The organism is Kumtagia ephedrae (genome assembly GCF_003012745.1).
Lineage (GTDB): Bacteria > Pseudomonadota > Alphaproteobacteria > Rhizobiales > Rhizobiaceae > Kumtagia > Kumtagia ephedrae.
In genome coordinates this window covers 87,011-113,753 of record NZ_PXYK01000009.1, presented here as the reverse complement: position 1 = coordinate 113,753, position 26,743 = coordinate 87,011, and the positions used below count along the sequence as shown (strand labels likewise).

Annotated in this window: 26 protein-coding genes; 12 read left to right on the top strand and 14 right to left on the bottom strand. The window is 66.6% G+C overall.

Going from position 1 to position 26,743, the window contains the following annotated elements:
* Nucleotides 1–118: 118 nt before the first annotated feature.
* Nucleotides 119–3,316 (bottom strand): excinuclease ABC subunit UvrB, encoded by a 3,198-nt coding sequence (uvrB, locus tag C7I84_RS11330; protein ID WP_106772379.1) that lies wholly within the window; start codon nt 3,314–3,316, stop codon nt 119–121.
* A gap of 189 nt (nt 3,317–3,505) precedes the next feature.
* Between uvrB and C7I84_RS11325 the strand changes: the two genes are divergently transcribed.
* Both C7I84_RS11325 and C7I84_RS11320 read left to right on the top strand, forming a co-directional pair.
* On the top strand, nt 3,506–4,480 hold the full coding sequence (locus C7I84_RS11325) for a DUF3137 domain-containing protein (RefSeq protein ID WP_106772297.1): 975 nt from the start codon (nt 3,506–3,508) through the stop codon (nt 4,478–4,480).
* A 159-nt stretch (nt 4,481–4,639) separates the two neighbouring features.
* The gene (locus C7I84_RS11320) at nt 4,640–5,518 is read left to right on the top strand and encodes a hypothetical protein (RefSeq protein WP_106772296.1); all 879 of its coding nucleotides are present in this window, start codon (nt 4,640–4,642) and stop codon (nt 5,516–5,518) included.
* Between the two features lie 4 nt (nt 5,519–5,522).
* Here the strand turns inward: C7I84_RS11320 and C7I84_RS11315 are convergent, their stop codons facing one another.
* From C7I84_RS11315 to C7I84_RS11300, 4 genes are all read right to left on the bottom strand, one after another.
* On the bottom strand, nt 5,523–6,884 hold the full coding sequence (locus C7I84_RS11315; protein WP_106772295.1) for a coiled-coil domain-containing protein: 1,362 nt from the start codon (nt 6,882–6,884) through the stop codon (nt 5,523–5,525).
* A gap of 409 nt (nt 6,885–7,293) precedes the next feature.
* Nucleotides 7,294–8,505, bottom strand: coding sequence for a mandelate racemase/muconate lactonizing enzyme family protein (locus C7I84_RS11310; protein ID WP_106772294.1), 1,212 nt, complete (start codon nt 8,503–8,505; stop codon nt 7,294–7,296).
* A 104-nt stretch (nt 8,506–8,609) separates the two neighbouring features.
* Complete coding sequence (locus tag C7I84_RS11305; RefSeq protein WP_106772293.1) at nt 8,610–9,035, bottom strand: endonuclease domain-containing protein; 426 nt, start codon at nt 9,033–9,035, stop codon at nt 8,610–8,612.
* Between the two features lie 96 nt (nt 9,036–9,131).
* Nucleotides 9,132–10,748 (bottom strand): GMC family oxidoreductase, encoded by a 1,617-nt coding sequence (locus tag C7I84_RS11300; protein WP_106772292.1) that lies wholly within the window; start codon nt 10,746–10,748, stop codon nt 9,132–9,134.
* Nucleotides 10,749–10,962: 214 nt separating this feature from the next.
* Between C7I84_RS11300 and C7I84_RS11295 the strand changes: the two genes are divergently transcribed.
* The gene (locus tag C7I84_RS11295; protein ID WP_106772291.1) at nt 10,963–11,358 is read left to right on the top strand and encodes an acyl-CoA thioesterase; all 396 of its coding nucleotides are present in this window, start codon (nt 10,963–10,965) and stop codon (nt 11,356–11,358) included.
* A gap of 181 nt (nt 11,359–11,539) precedes the next feature.
* Here the strand turns inward: C7I84_RS11295 and C7I84_RS11285 are convergent, their stop codons facing one another.
* Nucleotides 11,540–11,950: a winged helix-turn-helix transcriptional regulator gene (locus C7I84_RS11285; RefSeq protein ID WP_165816048.1), complete on the bottom strand. Its 411-nt coding sequence runs from the start codon at nt 11,948–11,950 to the stop codon at nt 11,540–11,542.
* An 86-nt stretch (nt 11,951–12,036) separates the two neighbouring features.
* Between C7I84_RS11285 and C7I84_RS11280 the strand changes: the two genes are divergently transcribed.
* Together C7I84_RS11280 and C7I84_RS29685 are read left to right on the top strand one after the other, a co-directional pair.
* Nucleotides 12,037–12,642 carry an NADPH-dependent FMN reductase gene (locus tag C7I84_RS11280; protein ID WP_106772288.1) on the top strand — a complete coding sequence of 202 codons (606 nt, stop codon included), beginning with the start codon at nt 12,037–12,039 and terminating at the stop codon, nt 12,640–12,642.
* Between the two features lie 221 nt (nt 12,643–12,863).
* On the top strand, nt 12,864–13,238 hold the full coding sequence (locus tag C7I84_RS29685; RefSeq protein ID WP_133170087.1) for a hypothetical protein: 375 nt from the start codon (nt 12,864–12,866) through the stop codon (nt 13,236–13,238).
* A gap of 239 nt (nt 13,239–13,477) precedes the next feature.
* Here the strand turns inward: C7I84_RS29685 and C7I84_RS11275 are convergent, their stop codons facing one another.
* The 5 genes from C7I84_RS11275 to C7I84_RS11255 form a co-directional block, all read right to left on the bottom strand.
* Nucleotides 13,478–14,785: a hemolysin family protein gene (locus C7I84_RS11275; protein WP_106772287.1), complete on the bottom strand. Its 1,308-nt coding sequence runs from the start codon at nt 14,783–14,785 to the stop codon at nt 13,478–13,480.
* Nucleotides 14,786–14,824: 39 nt separating this feature from the next.
* Nucleotides 14,825–15,568, bottom strand: coding sequence for an LssY C-terminal domain-containing protein (locus C7I84_RS11270; protein ID WP_106772286.1), 744 nt, complete (start codon nt 15,566–15,568; stop codon nt 14,825–14,827).
* A gap of 80 nt (nt 15,569–15,648) precedes the next feature.
* Nucleotides 15,649–16,410, bottom strand: coding sequence for an extensin-like domain-containing protein (locus tag C7I84_RS11265; protein WP_425351328.1), 762 nt, complete (start codon nt 16,408–16,410; stop codon nt 15,649–15,651).
* Between the two features lie 118 nt (nt 16,411–16,528).
* Nucleotides 16,529–17,371 (bottom strand): extensin-like domain-containing protein, encoded by an 843-nt coding sequence (locus C7I84_RS11260; protein ID WP_245428397.1) that lies wholly within the window; start codon nt 17,369–17,371, stop codon nt 16,529–16,531.
* Nucleotides 17,372–17,504: 133 nt separating this feature from the next.
* Entirely contained in the window at nt 17,505–17,930 is a 426-nt protein-coding gene (locus C7I84_RS11255) for a DUF3775 domain-containing protein (protein ID WP_106772283.1), read from the bottom strand.
* 144 nt (nt 17,931–18,074) lie between these two features.
* On the opposite strand from C7I84_RS11255, the gene C7I84_RS11250 reads away from it, so the two are divergent.
* Nucleotides 18,075–18,425, top strand: coding sequence for a DMT family protein (locus C7I84_RS11250; protein WP_106772282.1), 351 nt, complete (start codon nt 18,075–18,077; stop codon nt 18,423–18,425).
* Between the two features lie 82 nt (nt 18,426–18,507).
* Nucleotides 18,508–19,053 (top strand): tetratricopeptide repeat protein, encoded by a 546-nt coding sequence (locus C7I84_RS11245; protein ID WP_106772281.1) that lies wholly within the window; start codon nt 18,508–18,510, stop codon nt 19,051–19,053.
* 96 nt (nt 19,054–19,149) lie between these two features.
* Here C7I84_RS11245 and C7I84_RS11240 read toward each other — a convergent pair whose 3' ends face one another.
* A complete protein-coding gene (locus C7I84_RS11240; protein WP_106772280.1) occupies nt 19,150–20,226 on the bottom strand; it encodes a PQQ-dependent sugar dehydrogenase in 1,077 nt (358 codons plus the stop codon).
* 285 nt (nt 20,227–20,511) lie between these two features.
* Here C7I84_RS11240 and greA point away from each other — a divergent pair, with 285 nt between their 5' ends.
* Nucleotides 20,512–20,985 carry a transcription elongation factor GreA gene (gene greA, locus C7I84_RS11235; RefSeq protein ID WP_106772279.1) on the top strand — a complete coding sequence of 158 codons (474 nt, stop codon included), beginning with the start codon at nt 20,512–20,514 and terminating at the stop codon, nt 20,983–20,985.
* A 67-nt stretch (nt 20,986–21,052) separates the two neighbouring features.
* The gene (locus C7I84_RS11230) at nt 21,053–22,096 is read left to right on the top strand and encodes a glycosyltransferase family 4 protein (RefSeq protein ID WP_106772378.1); all 1,044 of its coding nucleotides are present in this window, start codon (nt 21,053–21,055) and stop codon (nt 22,094–22,096) included.
* Nucleotides 22,097–22,125: 29 nt separating this feature from the next.
* On the opposite strand, the gene C7I84_RS11225 is transcribed toward C7I84_RS11230, so the two are convergent.
* Complete coding sequence (locus C7I84_RS11225; RefSeq protein WP_106772278.1) at nt 22,126–23,013, bottom strand: NmrA/HSCARG family protein; 888 nt, start codon at nt 23,011–23,013, stop codon at nt 22,126–22,128.
* 98 nt (nt 23,014–23,111) lie between these two features.
* On the opposite strand from C7I84_RS11225, the gene C7I84_RS11220 reads away from it, so the two are divergent.
* Nucleotides 23,112–24,080 carry a LysR family transcriptional regulator gene (locus tag C7I84_RS11220; RefSeq protein ID WP_106772277.1) on the top strand — a complete coding sequence of 323 codons (969 nt, stop codon included), beginning with the start codon at nt 23,112–23,114 and terminating at the stop codon, nt 24,078–24,080.
* Here the strand turns inward: C7I84_RS11220 and C7I84_RS11215 are convergent.
* Nucleotides 24,070–24,567 (bottom strand): Lrp/AsnC family transcriptional regulator, encoded by a 498-nt coding sequence (locus tag C7I84_RS11215; protein WP_106772276.1) that lies wholly within the window; start codon nt 24,565–24,567, stop codon nt 24,070–24,072. The genes C7I84_RS11220 and C7I84_RS11215 overlap by 11 nt on opposite strands.
* Nucleotides 24,568–24,810: 243 nt before the next feature.
* Between C7I84_RS11215 and trxB the strand changes: the two genes are divergently transcribed.
* Together trxB and C7I84_RS11205 are read left to right on the top strand one after the other, a co-directional pair.
* Nucleotides 24,811–25,785, top strand: a complete 975-nt coding sequence (trxB, locus tag C7I84_RS11210; protein WP_106772275.1) for a thioredoxin-disulfide reductase — start codon at nt 24,811–24,813, stop codon at nt 25,783–25,785.
* A gap of 57 nt (nt 25,786–25,842) precedes the next feature.
* A complete protein-coding gene (locus tag C7I84_RS11205; RefSeq protein WP_106772274.1) occupies nt 25,843–26,739 on the top strand; it encodes a LysR family transcriptional regulator in 897 nt (298 codons plus the stop codon).
* Nucleotides 26,740–26,743 lie beyond the last annotated feature (4 nt).

Sequence of the window (26,743 nt, the reverse complement as noted above, 5' to 3'; positions counted from 1 at the left end):
GGCGACTAATGTCAGGATGGCGAGGGCCGCGCAAGGACGCGTGGTGGCCAAAAGCCACCAAGGCCGATCAAGTCGTCGTGCAATCTGCCTCGCACCAACGTCGATTAAGTGAAAAGCGCTATTGTCCCGGCCGGCCGCTCTTCTTCGACCGCCGGCCGTGGGCGCGCTCCTCGGCCGGATCTTCGTAGCTGCCGATGCCGATCTTCTCGCGCTTCACCGGCTTGGCGCCTTCCACCGGCTTCTCGGTCCGCCGCACCGTCATCTCGTCCAGCGTGTTCTTGCGGAACAGCGACTTTCCGCCGTCGTCCGGCGTGCCATAGTCGGCGCCGTGCGCCTCGCGCGCGCTCTGCTTCTTGAACAGCGAGCGCGACACCGCGCCGGCCGGCGTCGGCATGTCGGTGCCCGGTCCCATGTCGTCGATCGACGGTTTCTGGAACAGCGGCTTGCCCGGCTTTTCTCTTCCGGCCGGCGTTGCGTAGTCGCCGGCGCGGCCCATCTCGTCGAGTTCCGGTTTGCGGAACAGGTTCGGCCGCGCGGCCTTTTCCGCGGCTTCAGCGGCGCGCGCCGCATCGAGCTTGCGGAACCGTTCCTGCTCCTCGGCCGTGCGGTGCTTGGCGATGCCCTTGTTGTGCTTGCCTTTCTCTCGGCCTGAAACCGGGCTCTCCATATCCGCGTATTTCGCCAGCGGATCGTCGGCGATCGACAGTTCCATCTCGCGCAGCCGCTTGATCTCGTCGCGCAGCCGGGCGGCGCGCTCGAAGTCGAGATCGGCCGCGGCGTTGCGCATCTCCTTTTCCAAATGCTCGAGATGGGACTTCAGATTGTTGCCCATCATCGCGCCGCTCTCGGCGAAGCCGGAGATGTCGGGGCGGACGTGGTCCTTCTCGTAGACGGAATCGAGAATGTCGGCGATGCGGGACTTCACGCTCTCCGGCGTGATGCCATTGGCCTCGTTGTATTCCAATTGCTTCTCGCGGCGGCGGTTGGTCTCCGCCATCGCCCGCTCCATCGAGCCGGTGATGTTGTCGGCATAGAGGATCACCTTGCCGTCGACGTTGCGGGCCGCGCGGCCGATCGTCTGGATCAGTGAGGTTTCGGAACGCAAAAATCCTTCCTTGTCGGCGTCGAGGATGGCGACGAAGCCGCATTCCGGGATGTCGAGGCCCTCGCGCAGCAGGTTGATGCCGACCAGGCAGTCGAAGGCGCCGAGGCGCAGGTCGCGCAGAATCTCGATACGCTCCAGCGTGTCGATGTCCGAGTGCATGTAGCGCACGCGCACGCCTTGCTCGTGCAGGTATTCGGTGAGGTCCTCGGCCATGCGCTTGGTCAGCACCGTGACCAGCGTCCGGTAGCCGGCGCGCGTGGTGTCGCGGATTTCGCCGAGTACGTCATCGACCTGCGTCTTGGCCGGACGCACCTCGACGGGCGGATCGATCAGGCCGGTCGGGCGGATCACCTGCTCGGCGAAGACGCCGCCGGCCTGTTCCATCTCCCAGCCGCCCGGCGTCGCCGAAACCGCGACCGAGAGCGGGCGCATGGCGTCCCATTCCTCGAAGCGCAGCGGCCGGTTGTCCATGCAGGAGGGCAGGCGGAAGCCGTACTCGGCCAGCGTCGCCTTGCGCCGGAAGTCGCCGCGATACATGCCGCCGATCTGCGGAATGGTGACGTGGCTTTCGTCGATGAAGATCAGCGCATTGTCGGGCACGTATTCGAACAGCGTCGGCGGCGGGTCGCCAGGCATGCGGCCGGTCAGATACCGCGAATAGTTCTCGATGCCGGCGCAGGAGCCGGTCGCCTCCAGCATCTCCAGGTCGAAGCGGCAGCGCTGCTCCAGCCGCTGCGCCTCCAGCAGGCGCCCCGCCTTTTCAAGCTCTTGCAGGCGCTGCTGCAACTCTTCCTTGATCGACTTGATGGCCTGATTCAAGGTCGGCCGAGGCGTCACGTAGTGCGAGTTGGCGTAGATCTTCACGCTCTTCAGGTCGCCGGTCTTCTGGCCGGTGAGCGGATCGAACTCGGTGATCGACTCGATCTCGTCGCCGAAGAGCGTGACGCGCCAGGCGCGGTCCTCGAGGTGGGCAGGGAACAGTTCGATCGTATCGCCGCGCACCCGGAAGGAACCGCGCACGAAGTTGATGTCCTGGCGCTTGTACTGCTGGGCGACGAGGTCGGCGAGAAGCTGGCGCTGGTCGATGCGGTCGCCGACCGTCATCTGGAACGTCATCGCCGTATAGGTCTCGACCGAGCCGATACCGTATATGCAGGACACCGAGGCGACGATGATGACGTCGTCGCGCTCCAGCAGCGAGCGCGTCGCCGAGTGGCGCATGCGGTCGATCTGCTCGTTGATCGAGGATTCCTTCTCGATATAGGTGTCGGTGCGCGGGACGTAGGCCTCCGGCTGGTAATAGTCGTAGTAGGAGACGAAATACTCGACCGCGTTCTCGGGGAAGAATTTCTTGAACTCGGAATAGAGCTGCGCGGCCAGCGTCTTGTTGGGCGCCAGGATGAGGGCGGGGCGCTGCGTCTCCTCGATCACCTTGGCCATGGTGAAGGTTTTGCCCGAGCCGGTGACGCCGAGCAGCACCTGGGTGCGGTCGGCGTTGTCGACGCCTTCGACGAGGTCCTTGATGGCGGTTGGCTGGTCGCCGGCCGGCTCGAAGTCCGACACCATCTTGATCGTTATGCCGCCTTCCGATTTGTCAGGGCGGGCGGGGCGGTGCGGCGTCCAGATCTGGCCGTTCTTGTGTAGCGGATTGCCGCTCTCGATCAGTGCCGACAGTGCTTCCACCGTGGCGGTGACGCCGGATTTCGGCATCGCCTCGGCGTCCTCCAGGCTGATGTCGAGGCCCGGGATCGGATTGAGCCCGGCCGCCGTGCGCTCGCGCGCGCTCGCCGCGCCGCCCATCGAGGTGCCGCGTGCGGTTTTTGTCGGGGCGGAAGAGCGCTCGGGGATTTTCTTGTTTTCCCTCCCCCTTGAGGGGAGGGTGGCCGCGGAGCGGTCGGGTGGGGTCGTTTCGGCAGTGCCCGGAGTCCTGGAGGTGCCTTCCGAGGCCCCCTCTGGCCGCTTCGCGGCCATCTCCCCCTCAAGGGGGGAGATCCGGCGCCCGTCCTGCTCCGCCTCCCGGGCAATCTGCTCCGCCCAGTCCGACACCGACCCGGAGAGCGGCGTGCCGGACAGTTGCGGCTGCGGCGCTTCGTCGAAGCCGCCGCGATGCAGCGGTTCCGACGCGTCGAGGTAATCGGTCAGCGGGTTGCCACGCTTGCGGTATCCGTCGTCCTTCGCCGCCGGCGGCTTCTTTTCGGGGGATCTGGCCATCGGCCGAATATGGGTGGAATCGGCCGGGAAGAAAAGCCCGGCCCGGCTCAAGGCCTGAGCGGCGCGCGCGATCCTGACACGGCGGTGTCAGCAGGACGCTCTCGCGCCGGTACTGCCGCGAGAGCGTCAGCCGGCGCTTGCCAGCGTGGCGGAACCTCCCCAGAATGGCGCTCGACTGGGGGATGGGCGATGGACGCACGGGATTTCCTGCCGAACGACGAAACCATCGCCGCGATCCGGCAGGAGATCGCCCGCTACGAGCAGGAGCGCGTTTCGGCTCGGCGCCAGGTGATGTGGCGTCTGCCGCTGTTCCTCGGTCTGGTCCTCGCCGCCGCCGTCGTGCTGGCGATCGCCTTCAACCGCTTCGCCGATCCGCACGAGCAGTGGACCTCTACACCGCATGTCCTGCTCTACGTGATCGCGCTCGCGCTCGCGCTTTTCGCCTGGTGGCGCGGGGTGAGACCGGTCGCCGTGCTGGAGCGGTCTTCCCGCTCGCGGCTGCTGCCCGCCATCTTCGGCTTCATCGACGATCTGCGCTACGGCAAGGGCATCACGCCGGAATCCTTCGACCGGCTGCCGAGGGAGGTGGTCGGCGACTTCGCCCGGCAGAGTTTTGACGACGTGGTTTCCGGCAGGCATGACGGCTTCGCCTTCGAGCTCTACGAAGCGGTGCTGAAGGAGAAGACGGGCAGCGCCGAACTCACCGGCTTCAGGGGCGTCGTCGTCACCTTCGCCACCGAACGGCCGTTCCCGGGCCTGCTGGTGGCGACGCGCAAGCAGGAGCAGGTGCGGTCCTTCTTCGGCGGCCTGTTCGGCAAGCCGCTGCAGGAGATACCGAGCGGCGTCGCCGAACTGGACGAGACATACGAGTTCCGCACCGACAACGCCGCGGCCGAGCCGCTGGTGCGCGGCCGGCTGGCGCGGGCGCTGCGATGGCTGGCGGAGACCTGGCCCGGCGAGCCGGCGCGCATCGCCTTGCGCGGCGGCGACGGTTTTCTGCTTCTGCCGACGGCGAAGAATTTCTTCGAGCTGCCGCCCGTTTCGCAGCCGCTCGACTACAAGGTCCATGTCGAGCCGATCATCACCGACATGGCGCTGCTGCTTGCCACCGCGGCGCTGGTGCGCAAGGTCGGCAGCGCTGACGAGGCTGCGCCGGCCGGATAGGCGCGGGGCGGTGCGCCGGGCGCTCTTCTCAACGGGGACAGGGCCGTCTGCGCCATCGCCGACCGCCTCCCCACAGGTGCGGATCCAACGGCCGGCAGCCCCGATCTTTCCGGCCGCCGTCGTTCGTGCCATGCTTGCCGGCGCGAAAAGGGAACTGTCATGTCGGATGCCGGCTGGTTCGCGGTCGCGGTGGCGCTGCTCATCCTCTGCCTTGCGCTCGGCTTCCGCCGCTGGGGCGGCCGCGACCTCGGTCCGAGCGGCGAGGGGATGGCGGCAAAGTTCGTGCTCGTCTCGACGGCGATCGGCGGGCTGCTGGGCGCGCCGTTCTGGTGGCTCGACCTGCCGCCGAGCTTTGCCTGGGACCTGCCGCCGGTCGCCTCGCGCATGCTGGCGGCGGCGGCCTTCGCCTTCGGCCTCGCCGGTGTGCTGGTGCTGGAGCGGCCGAGCGAGCCGCGCACCCGGCTCTATCTGCTGCTGATCGTCATCTATCTGCTGCCGCTGGCGGTCGCCGTCCTGCTGCTGCATCTCGACCGCTTCGACTTCGCCGCACCCGTCACCTACGGCTTCTTCGCCGTCGTGATCGTGCTGGTGGCCGGTGCCCTGGCCGCGCTGGCGCGCGGCGCGGCCGATAATGGCGCTCCGGAGCGGCCCGGCCCCGCAGTGTCGCTCTGGTTCTATGTCGCCGGCATTCTGCTCGGCCTGTGGGGGATCGCCCTGTTCCTGGCACCCACGACGGCCTTTCCGCTGGTCTTCAACTGGGCCAGGGATCCGCTGACGTCGCGGCTGATCGCCGCCATGCTGTTCACCATCGCGGCCGCCTTCATGCTGTCGCGCCATGACGCGGGACGGGCGCGGTTGTCGCTCGCCTTCGCCGGGAGCTACGGCGTCGGCGTGGTCGGCGCCTGCCTGATGAACGCCTCGGCCGGCCTGCCGGTGCCGCCGCTCTACGCCGCCGGCTTCGCGGCGGTCGCGGTCGTGTCGTTGCTTCTGCTGGTCGCGGTGGCCGAGCGCGGCCGGACCGGACGGCCGGGCGCCTAACCGCTCAGGCCCGCCCGGCCTGCTTCACGGCGGCGAATTCCGGCACGATCTTGCCGCCGGCGACGCTGAAGCCGCTGGCCACCTCGGCCCGGCCCTTGCTGCGCGCCTTCGTCGCCATATGCAGCGCCTCGTATTGCTTGAGATGCTCCACGGTCCCCTGCAATTCGGCGATCTGCCGGCGCATCTGCTCGGCCTGCTTTCGCAGTTGCTGCTGGTCGGAAGGCACGTCTGCCTGGTCGGCAGATGGCCGGTCTTCGCGATTTTGCTCTATCTCGGCGGCAAAAGCGGCGAGCTTCTTCTCCAAAACCGTGCGTTCCGTTTCGAATTCCGCCATTTTCGCCCGCATTTCCGCGAGCTCCGATGCCGCGCCCCGCTGTTCGCCGGCGGCGTTCTGCAAGCGGACATTGAGCGCCTGAATCTCGCCGCGCAACGCCTGCATCTCGCTCTGGTGGCGGGTGTCGCGCTCGGCGAGGTCGGCGGCGAGCCGGCCGGCATGCTCGTTGGCCTCGATCAGCTTCGCCTCGAGCGCGTCGTTCAGCTTCTGCAGGCGGGTGCTCTCCGCCTCCTCGGTCACCAGCCGGGCCATGATCTCGGCCAGCCTGGCCGAGTCGCTGGCATGCATGGACGACAGCTCCTCGGCGCGGCGGCGCGATTCCGCCTGCCGCTTCTGCACGAGCTCGAGCTCGACCGACAGGCCGGCATTCTTCTCGCGCAGCATTTCCGCCTCGCGCAGGTAGCGCTCCGCCTCGCTGCTGCGGGCGGCGTGGGTGGTCTGCAACTCGCCGTAGAGGGACTCGCTGCGAGCGGTGGCGCTGCGCGCCTCCACCAGTTCGAGCCGCAGGGCGCTCTGCGCCTCGCGCATGGCGTCGGCCTCGTCGAGCAGCCGTGCCTCGCGCCGCTTCAGCACTTCGACCAGCTGGTCGTAGCGGGCGCGCAGCCGCTCCAGCTTGTCGACCCGTTCGGCGAGGCGCCGGTTCTCCGCGGCCTGGGCGATGCTGGCGTTCTCGAGATCGTTGGCGCGCAGGATGTCGGCGTAGGAATCGTGCAGGAACTCGCGGCCCATGTGATGCGAGGCCACGATGCCGGCGAGCGCCTCGGCGATCCGGTTGAGGTCGTCCTGGGCGCGCGAGCGCGCCTCGTCGAAAGCGGCGTGGCTGGCGAGGCGGTTCTGCGTGTGCGGGCTGATGCGCTGCGCCTCCCCGGGACCAGGCTGCTCCGGCTGCCACCGCGCCGCCTGCTCTTCCTCGACCTGTTCTTCCTCCGGCCGGGAAAGATTATCCTCACCTGCTTGCGTCTCAGCGCTGTCTTCCGGATTCGCAGACGCCTCCACCGGCAGCAAGAACTCTTCGTCGAGCGCGTCGGCCATGTCGTCTTCAAGGGTTACGAACGCCCTTTTCAGCGGGTCCCGCCGCGTAAGGATGTTGGCTAGATTCATGTCTTCTGACCCTTGCTACTGACGCGTGTGTAACTGCCGCGACCCTTTACCTGTCGTTAACAAATCATACATCCTTTTCTGTCGTTTGGAATAGGTCCCTCCTCGGGGATTCTCGTATAGTAAACAGCCATTTGGTTCAGTTTGCTTGGTGGGCCGGTGAATCGTCGATATTCTATGTCCGAGCAGGTCTATTCTTTCCCGCACTGATTATATCTGCGGCCACGAAGGTGAACGCCCGGACCTCCCGACGCACGCGTCGGGGGCGTCCGGCCCCGGATGATAGGTGGGAAGGCCGGATTCCGGGCAGGAAACGGTTGTGGTGGCCGGTATCGGCCGACCGTCAGGGAAACAGCGCGTCCTGCGTCATTTCGAGGTGCAGCAGGCTGCCGTCATAAGGATGCGCCTCGCACACCACCTCGTCGAGCTCGACGCCGATGCCGGGTTCCTTCGACGGGATGACGCGGCCGTCCTGCCATTCGATCTTCTTCTTCAACAGCGTCTCGTGGAAGCCGTCCCACTGCTTCAGGGATTCGAGGATGAGGAAGTTGGGCAGCGTCACGGCGAGCTGGATGTTGGCGGCCCCGACGATAGGGCCGCAGTAGCAGTGCGGTGCGATCTGGATGTGGTAGGCCTCGGCCATCGCGGCGATCTTCTTGGTCTCGAGAATGCCGCCGGCGCGGCCGAGATCCGGCTGCAGGATGGCGGCGGCGCGGTTCTCGATGACGCGTGCGAACTCGAATTTCGTCGTCAGCCGCTCGCCGGTGGCGATCGGGATCTTCGTGCCGCGCGCCACCTCGGCCATCACTTCCGGCATGTCCGGCGGCACCGGCTCCTCGAACCAGAGAGGATCGTAGGGCTCGATCGCCGCCGCCATACGCAGCGCGCCCGACGCCGTGAACTGGCCATGCGTGCCGAACAGGATGTCGGCCTTGTCGCCGACCGCCTCGCGGATCGCCTTCAGCATGCGGGCGGAGAGGTCGATGTCGCAGAGCCGCGGCTGGTGGCCGTCATAGACTGTATAAGGGCCGGCCGGATCGAGTTTTACCGCGTCAAAACCCTGGCGTAGATATTCGAGCGCGCAGGCCGCGGCCAGGTCCGGATCGTTGTAGACGTTGACCGGCCCGGCTTCCGCCGGAACGACGCTGCCGGCATTGGGGTAGAGATAGGTGTAGGAGCGCAGCGTCTCGTGCACCTGGCCGCCGAGCAGCTTGTAGACCGGTTTTCCCGCCTCCTTGCCAATGATGTCCCAGCAGGCGATCTCCAGCGCCGAGAAGCAGCCCATGACGGAGATGTCGGGCCGCTGCGAGAAGCCGGAGGAATAGGCGCGGCGGAAGAAGGTTTCGATATCGTGCGGGTCACGGCCGACGAGATGGCGCTCCGCCAGATCCTCGATCATCCTGGCGGTGACATGCGGGCCGAAGGTGGCGTTGTAGGCCTCGCCATAGCCGACGACGTTGGAGTCGGTCGTCAGCTTGACGAAGATGAAATAGCGCCCGCCTATTCCCGGTGGGGGATTGGCGACGACCCAGGTTTTGACGTCGGTGATTCTCATTGGCTGTCCTCCGGGATTAGCGTTTCCTCTCCCTGCCCGATTGGCGATTCCTCTCCCTCACGAAGTGGGGGAGAGGTGCCGAGCGAAGCGAGGCGGTGAGGGGGTCATTCACGATGGGAAACCGGCGCATGGATGTATCGAAGATCGGTGGCTACCACATCCTCGGCATACCGGCCTTCGAGCGCCGCCAGGATCGTCTCGCAAACCGGCCCGATCTGCTTCAGAACGTCGATGTTCCAAAACCGCAGGATAAAATATCCCTCGGCCCGCATGAATTCGTCCCGGCCTCGGTCGGTGACGCTGTCGGCATGCTGGCTACCGTCGACCTCGATGACTAGCCTCGCCTTCCTGCAGAGGAAATCCGCATAGTTCGGACCGATCGGGAACTGACGAACGAATTTGTGCCCGCCAAGCCTGCGGTCCTTCAATTCCATCCAAAGCCGCGCCTCGGCGATATTGTCTCCTTTTCGCAGCGAGCGGGCACGATCGGTAGTCGAGTGTTTGCGGCGGCTGCGATCTTTGTCGGGCATGGCCCCCTCACCGCCTCGCTTCGCTCGGCACCTCTCCCCCACTCTGTGGGGGCGAGGAAACGCCAATCGCCCGCGCCGCCTCCATCATCATCGCTTTCATTTCCAATCCTCCAGCACCATCTGCGCGCCCTTCCAGCCGGTCATGATCGACGGCGCGTTGGTGTTGCCGGAGATGTTGCCGGGAAAGATCGACGCATCGATGATGCGCAGGCCCTCCAGCCCGTGCACGCGCAGCCGTGGGTCGACGACGGACCTGGCCGGATCGGGACCCATGCGGCAGGTCGACACCGGGTGGTAGACCGTGCCGCTGCGCTTCCTGAAATCCTGAATCAGGTCCTCGTCGGAAGTGATTGACGGGCCGGGCAGAATTTCCTCGACGATGAACTCGGCCAGGGCCGGCTGCGCGGCGATCCTGCGCACGAATTTCACCGCCGCCAGCATCTCGGCGACGTCCTCGTCGGTCGACAGGGCATTGGCGACAATTCTCGGGTACTCGCGCGGGTCTTTCGAGCGGACAAGAATCTCGCCGCGGCTGGAGGGCCGGCAGTTGGAGAGGCCGATGGAAAAACCCGGCCAGGGATCGGGGGTGAGGATCGGGCGCTCGCCGGTTTTCGGAATGACGGTCGAAAACGCCTGGAAATAGAGCTGCATGTTGGGGCGGTCGAGGGCGGGGTCGGTGCGGAAGAAGCCGCCGGCATTGTTCATCGACAGCGACAGCGGCCCGGAGCGCAGGAACACATATTGCATGCCGACCCACAGCTTGCCCCACCAGGGCCGCAGCAACTGGTTGAGCGTCGCCTGGCGCCCCTTGAAGGTATAATTGATGCCGACATGGTCCTCGAGGTTGCGGCCGACGTTGTCGTTGCTATGGACGACTTCGATGCCGAGCGCCTTCAGATGGCCGGCCGGACCGACGCCGGAAAGCTGCAGCAATTGCGGCGAGTTGACAGAGCCGCCGGACAGGACGACTTCGCGGGCGGCGCCGACCCTGTGCGTTGTGCCGTTGCGATCGTATTCGACGGCGACCGCGCGCCTGCCCTCGAACAGGATTTTCGTCGCCAGCGCACCGGTCTCGACCCGCAGGTTGGGACGCTTCATCGCCGGGCGCAGAAAGGCGCGCGCCGTCGACATGCGGCGGCCGTTCCGGGTCGAGATCTGGTAGATGCCGACGCCTTCCTGGCTGGCGCCGTTGAAGTCGGGATTGACGGGGAGGCCCGCCTGCTCGGCCGCGGTCAGATAGCGCTTTGTCAGCGGATGGACGGCGGCCGAGCAGTCGGTGACGTGCACCGGACCGCCGCTGCCGCGCCACCGGTCGGCGCCGGCTGCGTTATCCTCGATCGCCTTGAAGGCGGGCAGCAGGTCGGCAAAACTCCAGCCCGGATTGCCGGCGGCGGCCCAGGCGTCGTAATCGGCCGGATGGCCCCTGATCCACACCATGGCGTTGATCGAACTCGATCCGCCCAGCAGCTTCCCGCGCGGCCAGTGGTCGGCATTGCCGGCAAGGCCGGGATCCGGCTCGGTCTTGTAGTTCCAGTTGACCTTGGGGTCGTAAAAGGTCTTGCCGTAGCCGAGCGGCATCTGCACGAAGAAGCGACGGTCGGTGCCGCCGGCTTCCAGCACCAGGACGGAGAAGCGGCCGTTGGCCGACAGGCGCTCCGCCACCACGCAGCCGGCCGAACCGGCGCCGACGATGATGAAGTCGTAGGTCTGCATGGATGCGGTTTTCCCGGCCGGCGATTTTCAGGCGGAGACTAGCCGCATGCCGTGCGACGGGTCGTCCGGGCTTCCGGCATCGGTTGTGAGAAAAGCGACTGAAAGATGCCGGTCGCGGCGCACGGATGCGCTCGCTACATCGGGTGGCCGATCACGCGTTGACCGCCTTTGCCGCTGCGGCTAGGCAGAGGCCGCAGCACGAGGAGACGCACGCATGGTTCACTACGCCGACGGACAGCCGACGGGCGACCTGACGCTGCGCACGCTCGCCATGCCGGCGGATGCCAACGCGGCCGGCGACATTTTCGGCGGCTGGGTGATGGCGCAGATGGACCTCGCCTGCGGCATCCGCGCCGCCGAGCGCGCCAGGGGCAGGGTGGTGACGGCGGCGGTGAAGGAGATGTCCTTCGCCAAGCCGATGAAGATCGGCGACACGCTGTGCATCTATACGAACGTCATGCGCGTCGGCCGTACCTCGATGACGCTGAAGGTCGAAGCCTGGGCGCAGCGCTACCTTACCGATCTCATGGAGAAGGTCACCGACGCCGATTTCATCATGGTGGCGCTGGATGGAGAGGGGCGGCCGAAGCCGGTGCCGGGAGAGCAGTAGGGCAGTAGGGCAGTAGGGCAGTAGGGCAGTAGGGCAGTAGGGCAGTAGGGCAGTAGGGCAGTAGGGCAGTAGGGCAGTAGGGCAGTAGGCTATCGGCTCCCGGCAAGTTGGCGCCAACCCGCATGCAGAGACCCGACCTCGGGTCGAATACTTGACGGGTTCGAGGCCTCGCGCTCGCCTCCTACTGCCCTGCTGTCGCTTCTTCTTCGATTCCCCAGCTCTTGCCGCCGCTCGTCCCGTCGAATCGCGACCGCGCCTGCGCTACACGCTCGCCGTTGCGGCGCGCCCATTCGGCCAGCACGGTGACGGGCTCCAGCAATTCGCGGCCAAGCGCGGTCAGCTCGTATTCGACGCGCGGCGGAATGGTGGGGAACTGCTCGCGCACGACGAAGCCGTCGCGTTCGAGGCCGCGCAGCGTCGCCGTCAGCATCTTCTGCGAGATGCCGCCCACGGCATCGCGCAACTCGCTGAAGCGCATGCGGCCGCCGCCGAGCTTGGTGACGACCAGGACCGTCCACTTGTCGCCGACGCGCTGCAGGACGGCGCTGACGGCTCGGCAGTCCTCACTGTGATGCGGGTGCCTTGGTTTCAAGAAAGTGCCTCCTTGCGGCGTCTCGTCTCGGTATCTTATATAGCGTCGGTATCCTTAAGATACCAGATTTCGAGAGGTCACGATCAATGTCTAAACCGAAAATCGCGCTTGTGATAGGCTCCACGCGCGCCAATCGCTTCGCCGACAAGCCTGCCGAATGGTTTGCCAATCTCGCTAGGCAGCGCGACGACATCGAGCTGGAGGTCGTCGACCTGCGCGACTTCCCGCTGCCCTTCTTCGACGAGGTCGGCTCATCGCTCTACGTGCCGTCGAAGAGCGAGGTGGCGCAGCGCTGGCAGGAGAAGGTGGCCGGCTTCGACGGCTTCGTCTTCACCGCCGCCGAATACAGCCGCGGCCCGACCGCCGTGCTGAAGAACGCGCTCGACTACGCCTACACGGAATGGAACAGGAAGCCGGCCGCCTTCGTCGGCTATGGCGGCGTCGGCGGGGCGCGCGCCGTCGAGCAGCTGCGCCTGCATGCGGTCGAGCTGCAGATGGCGCCCATCCGCAACGCCGTTCACATCGTCTGGGCCGACATGGCGCAGGTGATGAACGGCAGCAAGAAGCTCGAAGAGTTCGAGCATCTCAACCAATACGCCAAGGCTGTGCTCGACGAACTCGCCTGGTGGGCCACGGCGCTGAAGACGGCGCGCGAGGCGGATGCCGCAGCGGCGCAGGCCAAGGCCGCCTGAGGCGGCTGCATCCGAGCCACGCCGATCCGGATCGAGCGGGAGCGGCGCGAGACCGCTCCCGCCTTCGTTTGAGAAGAGGCGCAGCCGTATAGTCCGTTCATACGACGCGGGCGAACGCCGATCCTGCCATCCTGACAAGAAGGCTTTCCGGCCGCCGCCGCTGCAAGGTCCCGGGCCTGTCGCGGACCAATGCCGATTTCGTAGTGATCTGAGGCCCAAAAATGCAGAACCCGCTGCCTCTTTCGAAGCAGCGGGCTGTTGCCTGGGCGCCGAAGCGCCGCGGTACGCATTACATCGCCGCAGGCCCGCGACATTGCCGACCGGTGGTGAAGATTGTCTTAAGCGCCACGGCGATCGCCGGGCAGCTCACGTCAGGGCTTGAGTCAGAGGCTGATGCAGGCCGCAGGCCGGTGCCGGACAGCAAAAAAGCGGGCCGAAAGCCCGCTTCCCTCGCATCCGAGACTCTCAATGCCGCCGATACATCCACGGTCGGCAAAGCGTCGATCGAATTCAATGCAGCCGCCGATCGGGGAACCTTAACCTCGTATCCCGAAGAACCTTCGACCCGATGCCAGCGGCTGATGACGAACAGATAGGGATCAAAGGCGGCCGAATCAAGGCCGGAACTTTTTTGATGGCCGGATGCACTCCCGCCTTGCGCCTGTCCCGCCATCGGGACGACGAATGCGCAGGTGGCCTCGGCTAATCGTATTGGTGGAAACCGGCTGGCGCCTGTTACGCATCGATCCAGGATGCTGCCGAACTGATTCAAGACGCTGCCGGTTCGATTCAGCCACGCCCGCCAAGTCGCTGATTTTGCTGCGCCCCGGCGGTTTCAGCTCGCCCTGCGATGCGCGCCGGGCAGGCGGCTGACCAGGAGCTTGTCGATGCGCCGGCCGTCGAGGTCGACCACCTCGAAGCGCCAGCCCTGCACGTCGATGCATTCGCCGGTGGCCGGCAGGTGATGCAGATGGGACAGCACGTAACCGGCGACGGTCTCGTAGTCGCGGTCCTCCGGAACGTCGATGCCGAGGTGGTCGCGCATCTCGTCGGCCGGCATGTAGCCGGCGAGCAGCCAGGAGCCATCCTCCCGCTGCACCGCGGAAGGCTCCTCCTGCGCCTCCAGGTCGGAGCGGAACACGCCAGTGATGGCCTCGAGAATGTCGGCCGGCGTGACGACACCCTCGAAATGCCCGTATTCGTCGTGGACGAGGGCGACCGGCACCTCCGTCTCCCTCAGCGTGGTCAGCACGTCGAGGGCGTCCGCCTGGTCATGCACGATCGGCGCCTCGCGCGTGTACAGCCTGAGGTCGAGGCTGTTGCCGGCCAAGAGCGCGGCCAGGATCTCGCGCGTCTGGACCACGCCGATCATGTCGTCGACCGAGCCGTCGCCGACCGGCAGGCGCGAATGCGGCGTTTCCATCAGCGCCTTGCGGATGGCGGTCTCGTCCCAGGCCAGGTTGATCCAGTCGACGTCGGTGCGCGGCGTCATCAGCGCCCGTACGGCGCGGTCGCCGAGCCGCATGACGCCGGCGATCATGCGCCGCTCGTCGGATTCGATGGTGCCGTGGTGCTCGGCCTCGGCGACCAGCATCTTGATCTCCTCGTCGGTGACCTTCTCCTCCGATTCTCCCTTCTGGCCGAGCAGCCGCAGCACGCCGCGCCCGGAGATGTCGAGCAGGAACACCAGCGGCGCGGCGATGGTCGCCAGCACCCGCATGGCCGGGGCGACACGCGAGGCGATGGCCTCCGGATTGCGCAGCGCTATCTGCTTGGGCACGAGCTCGCCGATGATCAGCGAGGCGTAGGTGATGATGGCCACGACGATGCCGACGCCGAGCCAGTCGGCGACGCGTGTCGGTACGCCCGATTCGGCGAGCGTCACGGACAGGCGATCGCCGAGGGTGGCGCCCGAAAAGGCGCCGGAGAGCACGCCGACCAACGTGATGCCGATCTGCACGGTGGAGAGGAACTTTCCGGGGTTGGCGCCCAGCGTCAGCGCGCTGGCGGCACCCTTCACGCCGCGGTCGATCATCGTCTTCAGGCGCGCGGGACGGGACGAGACGACGGCAAGTTCGGACATTGCCAGCAGGCCGTTCACGCAGATGAGGACGACCACGATGCCGATTTCGACGTATAGCATGGACGCTGCTTAGCATCCGCAACCCCCTGTCGGGAAGGCTCAGTCTGAGGGTTGTCGATTTTCCGGGGGTTCGATGCCGTCTTGCGGCCGCAGAATGCCGATGTTCACCATGCCGTCGGTGAAATAGCGGTCGCCGCCGCCGTTGCGGCCGGACCGGGTCGGCCCTATTCCCTCGATTTCCTCGGAAGCGGCGATGGCGCCCGCCTCGGTGAGCGAGGCCATCACATGGTCGCGCTCGGCATCGACGTCGGGGCCTATGTGGTGGGTGATCTGCCCGGTGTCGTGGCTGAAGCCGACGCCGCGGTCGAAGCTCGCGGCGCCCAGCCACAAGGGGCGGCCGTCGCTATCGGTCCGGGGCGTCAGCCAGAAGCGCACGTGATGGCGGGTGTCGGCGCTGGTGCCGGCCGGTTTCTCGAAAGCCAGATCCTGGCGGCGACCCTCGAACATCAGCGTCGATACCGGCGCGTCGGCATAAGGCCTGTCGAAGACGACGCTGAGGCCGATATCGAGGGAGCTGCGCCATGTGATGGCGTCGGCGGCGCGCCAGCCCGACGCGGCGAAGGCGCGCAGCAGTTCCGGCTTGGTGCCGACCAGGCCGACATTGATCGGATCGCCGGGGATGCCCTGCGGGGTGGTAGTCAGGAAGCTGCCGATGCCGTCGGCGAGATGCCGTTCGCGCAGCGTCCAGAATTCGGGCAGCGCGAAATAGGCCAGCGAGCCGTAGGCCACGGCCAGCGCCAGCAGCGCCGTGGCCGTGGTCGAGATCTTGCCTTTGCGACGCATGTTGCCGCCCCTGCTTCCAAGGGGAGAATAGCCGGCGTTCGACCCGGCCGAAAGAAGCCCGTCCGGCTACGTCGCCCCGCCTATCGGCAGGCGACGTAGCCGTTCCTGCGCTGCTTGATGTCGAAATGGAAATGATCGGCGTGGTCGGCATTGTAGCCGGGGCCGAGCACGGTGGTGAAATAGCTGCAGCCGTCCTCGCGCACGGTGTTGAGGAAGCCGCGCTGGCGGAAGGCGAACCAGCCGGGCTTGCGCACGTCGATGTCCTTGCCGTTGTTCAGCTCGATGCGCATCACGTCGAGCGCATTGCCGAGCGAATGCTGCGAGGGCGTGCCGCGCGAGCCGCGGATGTTCCGGCAGGAATAGCTCGAGCCCTGGTGGATGGTGCGTACGCCGGAGAAATAACGCCAGCGCGCCGCCGGCACGAGCTCGTTACGGGTCCAGCGCGAGAAGGTCGCCGCCATGGAGCAGCTCAGCGTGGCCGCCGGCTTCATCTGGACGCCGCCGATCGCCGATACCTCCACCGGCCAGTCGATGCCGCAGGAAGGGCCGTCGCGGATAGGCTCGATGTCGCGGAAAGCCACGCCAAGCCGCTTCAGGTCACGCCGGCAGTTCAACTCGTCGGCCGGCATGACGTCGGGCTGTTCCAGCGGCAGGTTGAGGCGCGGATAGGCCGTCATCATCGGATTCGACGGGACGAGCCGCTGCAGGCCGGTGGCCGGCACGACGGCCGCCGTCTGCGTGCCGACATCGACCTGCGGCCTGACCGACATCACGTCGTCAGTGCTGCAGGCGGCGAGCATGGCGACAAGCACGGCCGCGCAGGCGCGCGCAGGCGTGCGCATACGCCGAACAAGAATGCGCATCGGAAAACTGTCCCTGTCCCGTTGGCAGCGACTCTAGGCGGCAAGCGTAAAGGAAAGGTCAGCGGCGGCGTTCACGCATGCGGCGCCATTGTGGCGGTCAGTCGCACACCGTGCCGCCATTCCTGCGTGGCGCGAGGTCGAGATGGAGGTGCGTGGCGTGGTCGGCATCGCTGCCCGGGCCGAGCACGGTCTTGAACGGCCCGCACGCCGCCTTGCGCAGCGTGCCGAGGAAACGGGCTTCGGTTTCCTGCGGCCGCAGGATGACGTCGATCCTCTTGCTGCCGGTCAGCGTGAAGCTGGCGATGTCGAGCGCGTTGCCGAAAGCATGCTCGGAAAGCTTCGTGCTGCCGTTGCGCGGCCGGCAGACATAGCCGGAGGCTTGGGCGATCGATGTCAGCGGCGCGCCGAACTCGCGCTTCGCGGTGGGTGCGATCACGTCCGCAGCGAAGCGGGCGGCCGCTTCGGCCATGGCGCAGTTCATCAGCGCTTCCGGTTCCAGGGCGACCCCGCCGCCGAGGCCGCTGACCGCCATGGGGTAGGGCAGGGAGCAGCCGCTCTCGTCATGCTCGGCCGGACGGTCGGCGAAGTCGACGCCACGCGCACGCAGGCGCTGCCGGCAGGCGGCTTCTTCGGCGGGCATGGTCGAGGCTGGGCGTTCGGCGGAGCGCGGATCGGGCGGCGTCACCGGTTCCGGCGTCGGGACGTTGCCGGCGGCGTCAGGCCTGGGCGGCCCAGACGGCGGGATCGGCGCAACGGCGGGTGTATCGACCGCGTCTTGCTGCGCGTCCTTGTCTCTGGGCCCGGGAGCGGCGGGCGCCGACGGCTCCTTGGCTGCGGTGTCTGAGGGCCTGTCAGGCCGCGGCTCGGGCACTGGCGCGTCGCCCGGCCGCTGCGGCGCGACATTGCCGGCCGGCGGCGCATGCACCTGCGGCACGGGCACCGTGTCGGGAAGCTGCTGGGCGACTGCCGGGACAGCCGCAAGGACGGCGCAAAGGCAGGGGAGGGCGGCTCTGGCCGCGAGCGTTCGTGCATCCATCGCCGCTGAACGGCGACGGCCGGAATTTGGTTGCGAGTCAGGCGCCGATCGCCTCCAGCCCCTCCTCGAGCCAGTCGCCGAGCATCGGCATGCCGAGAAGATATTTCGATGTGCGTCGGTTGCCGCGCTCGCGCGCCGCCGCCACCGCCTCGGCCCATTCGGCGGCCTCGTAGTCGCCGCGCCCCACCCACATCAGCGCCACCAGTTCGGCCGCCTCGTCGACATTGAGGTCGTCGATGAGCTCGCGCAGCTCTTCCTCGGTCAGGTTCTCGGCTTCCTCTTCCGCAAGCCCGTCGTGGCGGTGATTGTCAAGAGTGTCACCATCGAACTCGACCTCGTGGTCCTGCCCGCCGTCATAGTCCTCGTTCACCGCCGCGCTGATCGCCTTCGCCTTCTCGATGAAGAGTCGCACCGTGTCCGGCCCGATCGTCAGGTCCCAGTCCTTGTCGAACTTCCTCTGCACGGACGAACTCCCTGCTGGCCCGTCCAGGATGATACAGAAATTGCAGGCAACGTCACCTGCGCCGATCGGCGCGTCGTTTCGGCGTGATTGACAGGGCCCGGACTTCCGCCGAAATGGCGTGTCCCTCCGAACCCTGGTGTCCCCATGAGCATCATCCTCTCTCCCAAGATACTGCCGATCCTGCTGCTGCTCGCCTCCAACGTCTTCATGACCTTCGCCTGGTACGGGCATCTCAAGTTCAAGTCAGCGCCGCTGGTCGCAGCGGTGATGTTCTCCTGGGGCATCGCCTTCTTCGAATACTGGCTGGCCGTGCCGGCCAACCGCATCGGCCACGCCGTCTATTCGGCGGCCGAGCTGAAGACCATCCAGGAGGTCATCACCCTTGTTGTCTTCGTGCTGTTTTCGGTCTTCTATCTGAAGGAAGGCATCACCTGGAACCATGTGCTCGGCTTCGCGCTGATCTGCGGCGGCGCCGCCCTGATCTTCAGGGCCTGATCTTTTTAGGGCAGGCCTGGAAGAGCCGCCGGTGCCGCGGCGTTGACAAGTCGAGACCACGCTTCATCTCGGGAGAAGGCCAATGCAGCTTCGGCTAACCAGCATCGTCGCAACCCTGCTCGTCGCCGTGCCGCTTGCGACCGGCCCGTCCCTTTCGGCGGGCGGCGGCGGAGGCGACAGCAGCAGCGGCGGCGGAAGCGTCCCGCAGTGCTCCGCCGGCAAGGTGTACGACAAGAAGACCAAGAAATGCGTTACCCAGAAGAGCGGCGTCGTCGACGACGACACGCTATACGGGGCTGGACGCCAGCTTGCCGAAAAAGGCGACTACGAGGAAGCCATCAAGGTGCTCAGCCTCGCCGTGAACAAGAGCGACCCGCGCATCCTCAACTATCTCGGCTATTCGCATCGCAAGGCTGGCCGGATCCTCGTCGGCCTCGGCTATTACGAGGAGGCGTTGCGGATCGACCCCGACTACACGCTGGTACGCGAGTATCTCGGCGAGGCGCATCTGCAGCGCGGCGACGTCGCGGCCGCGAAAAACCAGCTTGCGGAGATCGAGAAGCGCTGCGGCACGGCCTGCGAGGAGTATCGCGAGCTGGCGGCGCAGATCGACGCGTACAAGGGCTGAAGGGCCGCCGGGGAACAGTTTACTTTTTTCGGCAGAAGGGCCACCGCAGCTCAGAAGTCACGTGGGCCGAAAAAAGTAATAAAACTGTCCCCTCACTCAATCCTCGCGCGACAGGCGGATCACCGCGCCGTCGCGCTCGTCGGTGAGCAGCCAGACGGAGCCGTCCGGGGCGACTCTGACGTCGCGGATGCGGCCGTGCTCGCCCGCCAGCAGCTTCTCCTCGGCGCCGATGGCGCCGCTGCCGTCGCGCTGGAGACGCGCAAGATAGTCGAATTTGAGCGAGCCGGTCAGCAGGTCGCCTTCCCACTCCGGGAACATCTCGCCCTGGTAGACGGCCGCGCCCGAGGGCGCGATCGACGGATCCCAGTAGTGCAGCGGCTGCTCGTAGCCGTCCGCCGCGGTGCCGACGCCGATCTTCCCGCCAGAATAGTGGCGGCCGTAGGAGATGACCGGCCAGCCGTAGTTCCTGCCGGCCTCCGCCCGGTTGATCTCGTCGCCGCCCATCGCGCCGTGCTCTATGGCGATGAGGCCGTCGGTGACCGGATCGTACACCGCGCCCTGCACGTTGCGGTGTCCTTTCGACCACAGCTCCGGCAGCCAGCCGTCGGGCTTCGGGTTGTCCTCCGGTATGGTTCCGTCCGGGTGGGCGCGCTCGGCGTCGCCGCGGTCGCCGGTGGTGACGAACAGGGTGCCGTCCGGAGCGAACACCAGCCGCGAGCCGAAATGCTGCCGCGTGCGGGTCTTCCTGTTCATCGAGAAGATGGTGCGAACATCCTCCAGCCGGGCGTTCGCCCCGTCGCGGACCAGCCTGGCGCGCGCCACGGCCGTACCGGCACCATCGGCGCCCGGCTCCGAGAAGCTGAAGAAGATCAAGCTATCCCCAGCGAAGTTCGGCGACACCGCGACATCCAGCAACCCGCCCTGGCCGCGCGCCGCGACCTTAGGTAACCCGGCGACCGGCTCCGAGAGCTGTCCGGCAGTGAGGAGGCGCATCCGCCCCGGGCGCTCGGTCACGATCGCGCCGCCGTCCGGCAGGAAGTCCAGGCCCCAGGGATGGTTCAGGCCGTCCGCCAGGACTTCCGTGTCGAAACCGCCGGTGGACTGTGCCGAGGCCGGCAGGATCCCGGCAGCGAGAGCGAAAGCGAGGAGAGTGAGCCGTGAGGAGTGCCGCATGGGTTCGGACTTAGGTCCTATGCCTGACGGTGCAAGGGGCGCTCGCCCCGCTTTCGGCGGCCCGCCGTTCAAGACGAGGTGAAATCATGCCGTTTCCGGCTTGCGCTCCTGTGAAGCGCCGCTTTTTTGGCGTGAAAAATCACCGGACATTGCTATATTGGGCCGGAATGAGCTGAGAACGGTTCCGTCGCCATGGCTTGCGGACCGTTTCTTTTTTTGCCCGCCGCCCTGTCTCCGCTTGGTCGCAGACAGGGTGTCGGGGCTGCACTAGGAGCGGAAACTGAAATGATCAAGGTCCCGATGACGGCTGGTGGCTTCGCATCGCTTAAGGAGGAGCTCCGCTGGCGCCAGCAGGAAGAGCGGCAGCGCATCATCGAGGCGATCTCCGAGGCGCGTTCGCATGGCGACCTGTCGGAAAATGCCGAATATCATTCGGCGAAGGAGGCGCAGAGCCTCAACGAGGGCCGCATCAACGAACTCGAGGATCTGGTGGCGCGCGCCGAGGTGATCGACATCTCCAAACTGTCGGGCAGCAAGATCAAGTTCGGCGCCACGGTGCAACTGGTCGACGAGGATACCGAGGAGACCAAGACCTACCAGATCGTCGGCGACCAGGAGGCCGACGTGAAGTCCGGCCGCATCTCCATCTCCTCGCCGATCGCGCGCGCGCTCATCGGCAAGGAGGTCGGCGATTCCGTCGAGGTCAATGCGCCCGGCGGCCCGCGCGGCTACGAGATTGTCAAGCTGAGCTTCGTCTGACCGGACCGGAGCAGCGCGCATGGGCCGCCCTTCGCAACCGTCCCCGGACGGAACGGCGGCGCCCGACATGTCGCGCGTCGAGGTGATCGCCCCGCACTTCAAGAAGAGGCTGTCGGGCGTCACCAGCACGGTGGTCCAGCTCGTGCCGATTCAGGCGGCGCGCCTCGGCATAGCCACAATCGGACCGGGGCTGCCCGACACGCTGCCGAAGCTGCGGCCGCGGCAGCTGCCGTCGCTGTGGCTGCGGCCTGCCTCGGGCCGCAAGCGCATCTGGCATGCCCGGCGCAATGTCGAGATGATCGCCGGGATTTTCCTGAAGTCAGTGCTGCGGGCGCCGCTGCACCTGGTCTTCACCTCGGCCGCTCAGCGCGACCACAGGCCCTTCACGAAATTCCTGATCCGGCGCATGGAGGCGGTGATCGCCACCAGCGCACGTTCGGGCAGCTTCCTCGAAGTGCCGCATCAGGTGGTCATGCACGGCGTCGACCTCGACGCCTTCCATCCGCGCAGCGAGCCGGCCGACGACTTCGCCGCCGCCGGCCTGCCCGGGAAATACGCCGTCGGCTGCTTCGGACGGGTCAGGGCGCAGAAGGGCACCGACCTGTTCGTCGACGCGATGATCGCACTGCTGCCGCAATATCCCGACTGGACGGCCGTCGTCACCGGCCGCGTCACGCCCGAGAACCGCGCCTTCGCCGACGAGCTGAAGCGCCGCATCGCCGCCGCCGGGCTGGAGAAACGCATCCTCTTCCTGGGCGAGGTCGCCGACATAAAGGTCTGGTACCGCCGCGTGACGCTCTATGTCGCGCCGTCGCGCAACGAGGGTTTCGGCCTGACCCCGCTGGAAGCGATGGCCTCGGCGACCGCCGTCGTGGCGAGCGACGCCGGCGCCTATGCCGAGATGGTGGAAGACGGCGTCACCGGCGCGGTGGTGCCGGCCGGCGACGGAGCGGCGCTCACCGCAGCGATCCGCCGCTACCTCGACGATCCCGATCTGGCGAAGCGCCATGGCGAGGAGGGGCTGGTCGAGGCGCGCGCCTGCTTCCACCTGGAGCGCGAGGCCGCCGGCATCGAGCGCGTCTACGATGCGGTTTGGGCGCGGGGCGGATAAGGGCCCCGGCCGACAGGGCCTATGGCCGCTCAGTTGCCGGAGGGTCCGCGTTCGAGAGCCTTCCAGTCGAAGGCGCGCGCCCAGTCCCTGAAACCGTGCCAGCGGACTTCCGGAAAATCCCTGCGCAATGCGGCGATGTCGGCATCGTAGCCAACGCGATCGAACCATTCGAACATGAGTGCCGTGTCCTCGCTTTGCTGGCGGGCCATCGCGATCGGGATTTCCTGGTAGGCGATGGGCCGTCCGATGGCCTGCGAAAGGATCTGAGCCTGCTCCTCGCCGGACAGCTCGTCTCCGGCGATGTCGAAACGTTTGCCGAAGACCTGCTCGCGCCGCTCGGCCAGGGCAGCGGCGAACGCGCCGATGTCGGCTACCGCCACCAGTTGAAGGACGCGCCTGGGCGGCATCGCAAAGGCGTACGTGCCCTGGCTCAGCGCGCCAACCGACCACGGCGCGACTATGTTCTCCATGAAGGCGACGGGCGCGCTGATGGTGTAGGGGATGCCGAGCGCAGCGACATGCTTCTCGACGCGGTACTTGCTTTCGAAATGCGGGATGCCCGTCTGCTTGTCGGCATCGGCGACTGACGAATAAATCAGATGGCCGACCCCGGCGGCCTTCGCCGCGTCGGCGGCAATGATCCCCTGACGGGTCTCCTCGTCGATGCCGGCCTCGTAGCTGTTGCCCATCAGAAACATGGTGTCGACGCCGCTCGCTGCCTGCACGACGGAGGCCGCGTCGCCGAGGTCGCCCGCCACGACATTCGCGCCTGCCGATGCCAGCCGCCGCGCGGCGTCGCTTTCCGGCCTGCGAGTCAGTGCCTTGACGCGATGTCCCCTGGACAGCAGCGCGCGTGCGACGGCGCCTCCCTGCTGGCCGGTTGCGCCGGTTACCAGAACGTTTCTCTTGGTGGTCATGTGCGTGCTCCTTTGCTTCGATGAAGACGAAGGTAGGGGGCGCTCAATTGATCCATAATGGGCTATAATTGGGAAACATCGACCCAATTGTGGATACAATGCTCGACCTCAACGATATCATGGTATTTGTCCGTGTCGTCGAAGCCGGCAGCTTCACCGCTGCCGCCCGTCTGCTTGGCATGCCCAAGACGACGGTCAGCCGCCGCGTTGCCGCGCTCGAGCGCGAGGTCGGGGTGCGGCTCATTCAGCGCACGACGCGCAGCCTCACCGTGACGGACGCGGGACGCCTTTATTATGAGCGAAGCAGCGAGGCGCTGCGGACAATCGAGGACGCGAATCTTCGTCTCGCGGAAGCCCGGGCCGAACCATCGGGCACGCTTCGCATTTCCGCTCCCGTAGGTTTCGGCGGCTCTTTCCTGACCGGCACGGTCACCGATTTTCTTGCGCGTCATCCGAAGGCCAGGGTCGAACTGCTCCTCACCGACGATCAACTCAACCTGGTCGAGCATGGCATCGATCTGGCTTTCCGCACCGGGCTGCTTCCGGATTCGACGCTGGTCGCCCGCAAGCTCGGCTCCACGCACAGGATATTGTGTGCCAGTCCCGGCTACCTCGCCCGCCATGGCGTCCCGGCGCTGCCGGCCGATCTCGCCCGCCATGACTGCGTCATTGCAGGTTCTTCGACAAGCGGAGCCCACTGGCTGCTGGAAGGACCGCACGGCCAGGAAACGGTCACGGTGTCCGGACGCTTCGCCGCCAATGAAATGCAGGCGGTATTTGCGGCTGCCGTTGCAGGCTGCGGCATCGCACAATTGCCCCACCGGATGGTCGGGGCGCCTATCAGCGACGGGCGTTTGCGCCGTGTTCTCGATGACTACACGACGCCGGCCGGGGGCCTGCATGCCGTCTATCCCAGCAGCCGGCATCTTTCGCCCCTGGTCAAGGCCTTTATCGAGCTTGCGGCCGACAGGATCGGCGCCGCCGGAACGGGCGAGGACGCGAAGGCCGGCCACTCGGCCCTGGACGGTTTTCCGGCGCCCGGCCGCGGACGGACGGTTAAGACTTGACTTCGGTCCGCGAAGGCTGGATCGCCACCAGGCCTTCGTCCTTCACCTGCCGGATGGTAAGCGCCGTGCGCACCGTGTCGACATTGGGCGTCGAGGTGAGCTCTTCGATGACGAAGCCCTGGAAGGTGGCGAGGTCGCTCGCCACGCAATGCAGCATGAAGTCGGATTCGCCGGACACCATCCACGCCTCGCGCACGACCGGCCAGTCGCGCGTGCGCGCCGCGAACGCCTTCAGCTCGGCGTCCGACTGGTGCTGCAGGCCGACCAGGCAGAAGGCGACGACGGACATGCCGAGCGCCGGACCGTCGAGCAGGGCGCGGTAGCCGCGAATCACGCCGGCATCCTCCAGCCGCTTGACCCGGCGCAGGCAGGGCGGCGCCGAGATGCCGACGCGGCGCGACAATTCGACATTGGTCATGCGGCCGTCGTCCTGCAACTCCCGCAGGATCTTCCAGTCGATCGCGTCGAGTTCGGCCTTGATCGCCATGTCGTGGTCCGCCGCGGGGGGAAAAGATGCGCCTGCCTGCGTCCTTAGCCCAAAGGAAGGGGAGCGTCAGTCCTCGAAACCGGATTTTCGTTATGACTCATAATTTGTTTAACAACCGTAAGCTTGTCGGGGACGACGGCGGAGCGCGCCTTGCTGCGGCGCGGGCCAACACCTAGATTAGACGCGGCTTTCGGGCCCGCTTGCAATCGGAGCGGCCGGAGGATTCAACCAAGAAGGCGATCCATGACCGCGAAGCACGCGCCCGTCCTCATCATCGGTTCCGGCCCCGCGGGCTATACGGCCGCCATCTATGCGGCGCGCGCGCTGCTGAAACCTGTGCTGATCGCGGGCCTGCAGCAGGGCGGGCAGCTCACCATCACCACAGACGTGGAGAATTATCCGGGCTTCGCCCAGCCGATCCAGGGCCCATGGCTAATGGGCGAGATGCTGAAGCAGGCCGAGCATGTCGGCACCGAGATCGTCAACGACATCGTCACCCATGTCGACCTCGACGTCCGGCCGTTCCGCGTCAAGACCGACGGCGGCGCGACCTACACCTGCGACGCGCTGATCGTGGCGACCGGCGCGCAGGCGAAGTGGCTGGGTATTCCGAGCGAGGATCTCTACAAGGGTTTCGGCGTTTCGGCCTGCGCCACCTGCGACGGCTTCTTCTACCGCGGCAAGGACGTGGCGGTGATCGGCGGCGGCAATTCGGCGGTCGAGGAGGCGCTCTATCTCTCGCACCTGGCGAAGTCGGTGACGGTGATCCATCGCCGCAGCGAGTTCCGTGCCGAGCGCATCCTGCGCGAGCGGCTGGCGAAGAAGGAAAACGTCCGGGTGATCTGGGAGACCGTCGTCGACGAGATCACCGGACGGCCCGGCAAGACGCCGCTGCCGCCCACGGCCGACGGGCTGAAGCTGCGCAACGTCCTGACCGGCCAGGTCTCGCACCTGCCGGTGGACGGCATCTTCGTGGCGATCGGTCATGCGCCGGCGGTCGAGCTGTTCGTCGGTAAGCTCAAGCAGAAGCCGAACGGCTATCTGTGGACGGAGATCGGCACGACGCGCACCAGCGTGCCGGGCGTGTTCGCGGCCGGCGACGTTGCCGACGACGTCTACCGCCAGGCGGTCACCGCGGCCGGGCTCGGCTGCATGGCGGCGCTGGAAGCGGAGAAATTTATTGCAAGCCTTGAGGAGCACCGCGTGGCGGCGGAATAGCCGCGCGGCGGAAGGCATGAAGCCGGCGGTGACAAGCCGGCAGAGCGAGGGGACCGAATGTCATTGGATTGGGACAAGCTGCGCGTGTTCCATGCGGCCGCGGAGGCCGGCTCGTTCACCCATGCGGCCGAGACGCTGAGGCTGTCGCAATCGGCGATCTCGCGGCAGGTGAGCGCGCTGGAGCACGACGTCGGCGTGCCGCTGTTCCATCGGCATGCGCGCGGGCTGGTGCTGACCGAACAGGGCGAGTTGCTCTACCAGACCGCGCATGACGTGCTGATGAAGCTGGAGAACGTCCGCTCCCGGCTGACCGAGGCCAAGGACAAGCCGTCCGGCGTGCTGCGTGTCACCACCACCGTCGGGCTCGGTGCCGGCTGGCTGACCGACCGGCTGCCGGAATTCATCGAGCTCTACCCGGACATCCAGCTTCAGCTCATCCTCGCCAACGAGGAGCTCGACCTGACCATGCGGCAGGCCGACTGCGCCATCCGCCTGCGCCAGCCGCAGCAGCCGGACCTGATCCAGCGGCGGCTGTTCACCGTGCATTTCCATCTGTTCGCGGCGCCGTCCTACATCACCAAATACGGCAAGCCGAATTCGATCGCCGACCTCAAGGACCATCGCATCGTCACCTTCGGCCTGCCGGTGCCGACGCATCTCAGCGAACTGAACTGGCTGGAGACGCTGGGCGACTTCGAGGGCGGGCAGCGCATCGCCACCCTGCAGATCAACGACATCCTGTCGATCAAGCGGGCAGTGCAGCGGGGCGGCGGCATAGCGATGCTGCCCGACTATCTGATCGACAAGGATTCCGGCCTCGTGCAGCTGCTGCCCGAAACCGAGGTGCCGTCCTTCGACACCTATTTCTGTTATCCCGACGCGATGAAAAACCAGGCCAAGCTGCACGCCTTCCGCGACTTCGTCATCTCCAAGGCCCGCAACTGGTCGTTCTGAGCGC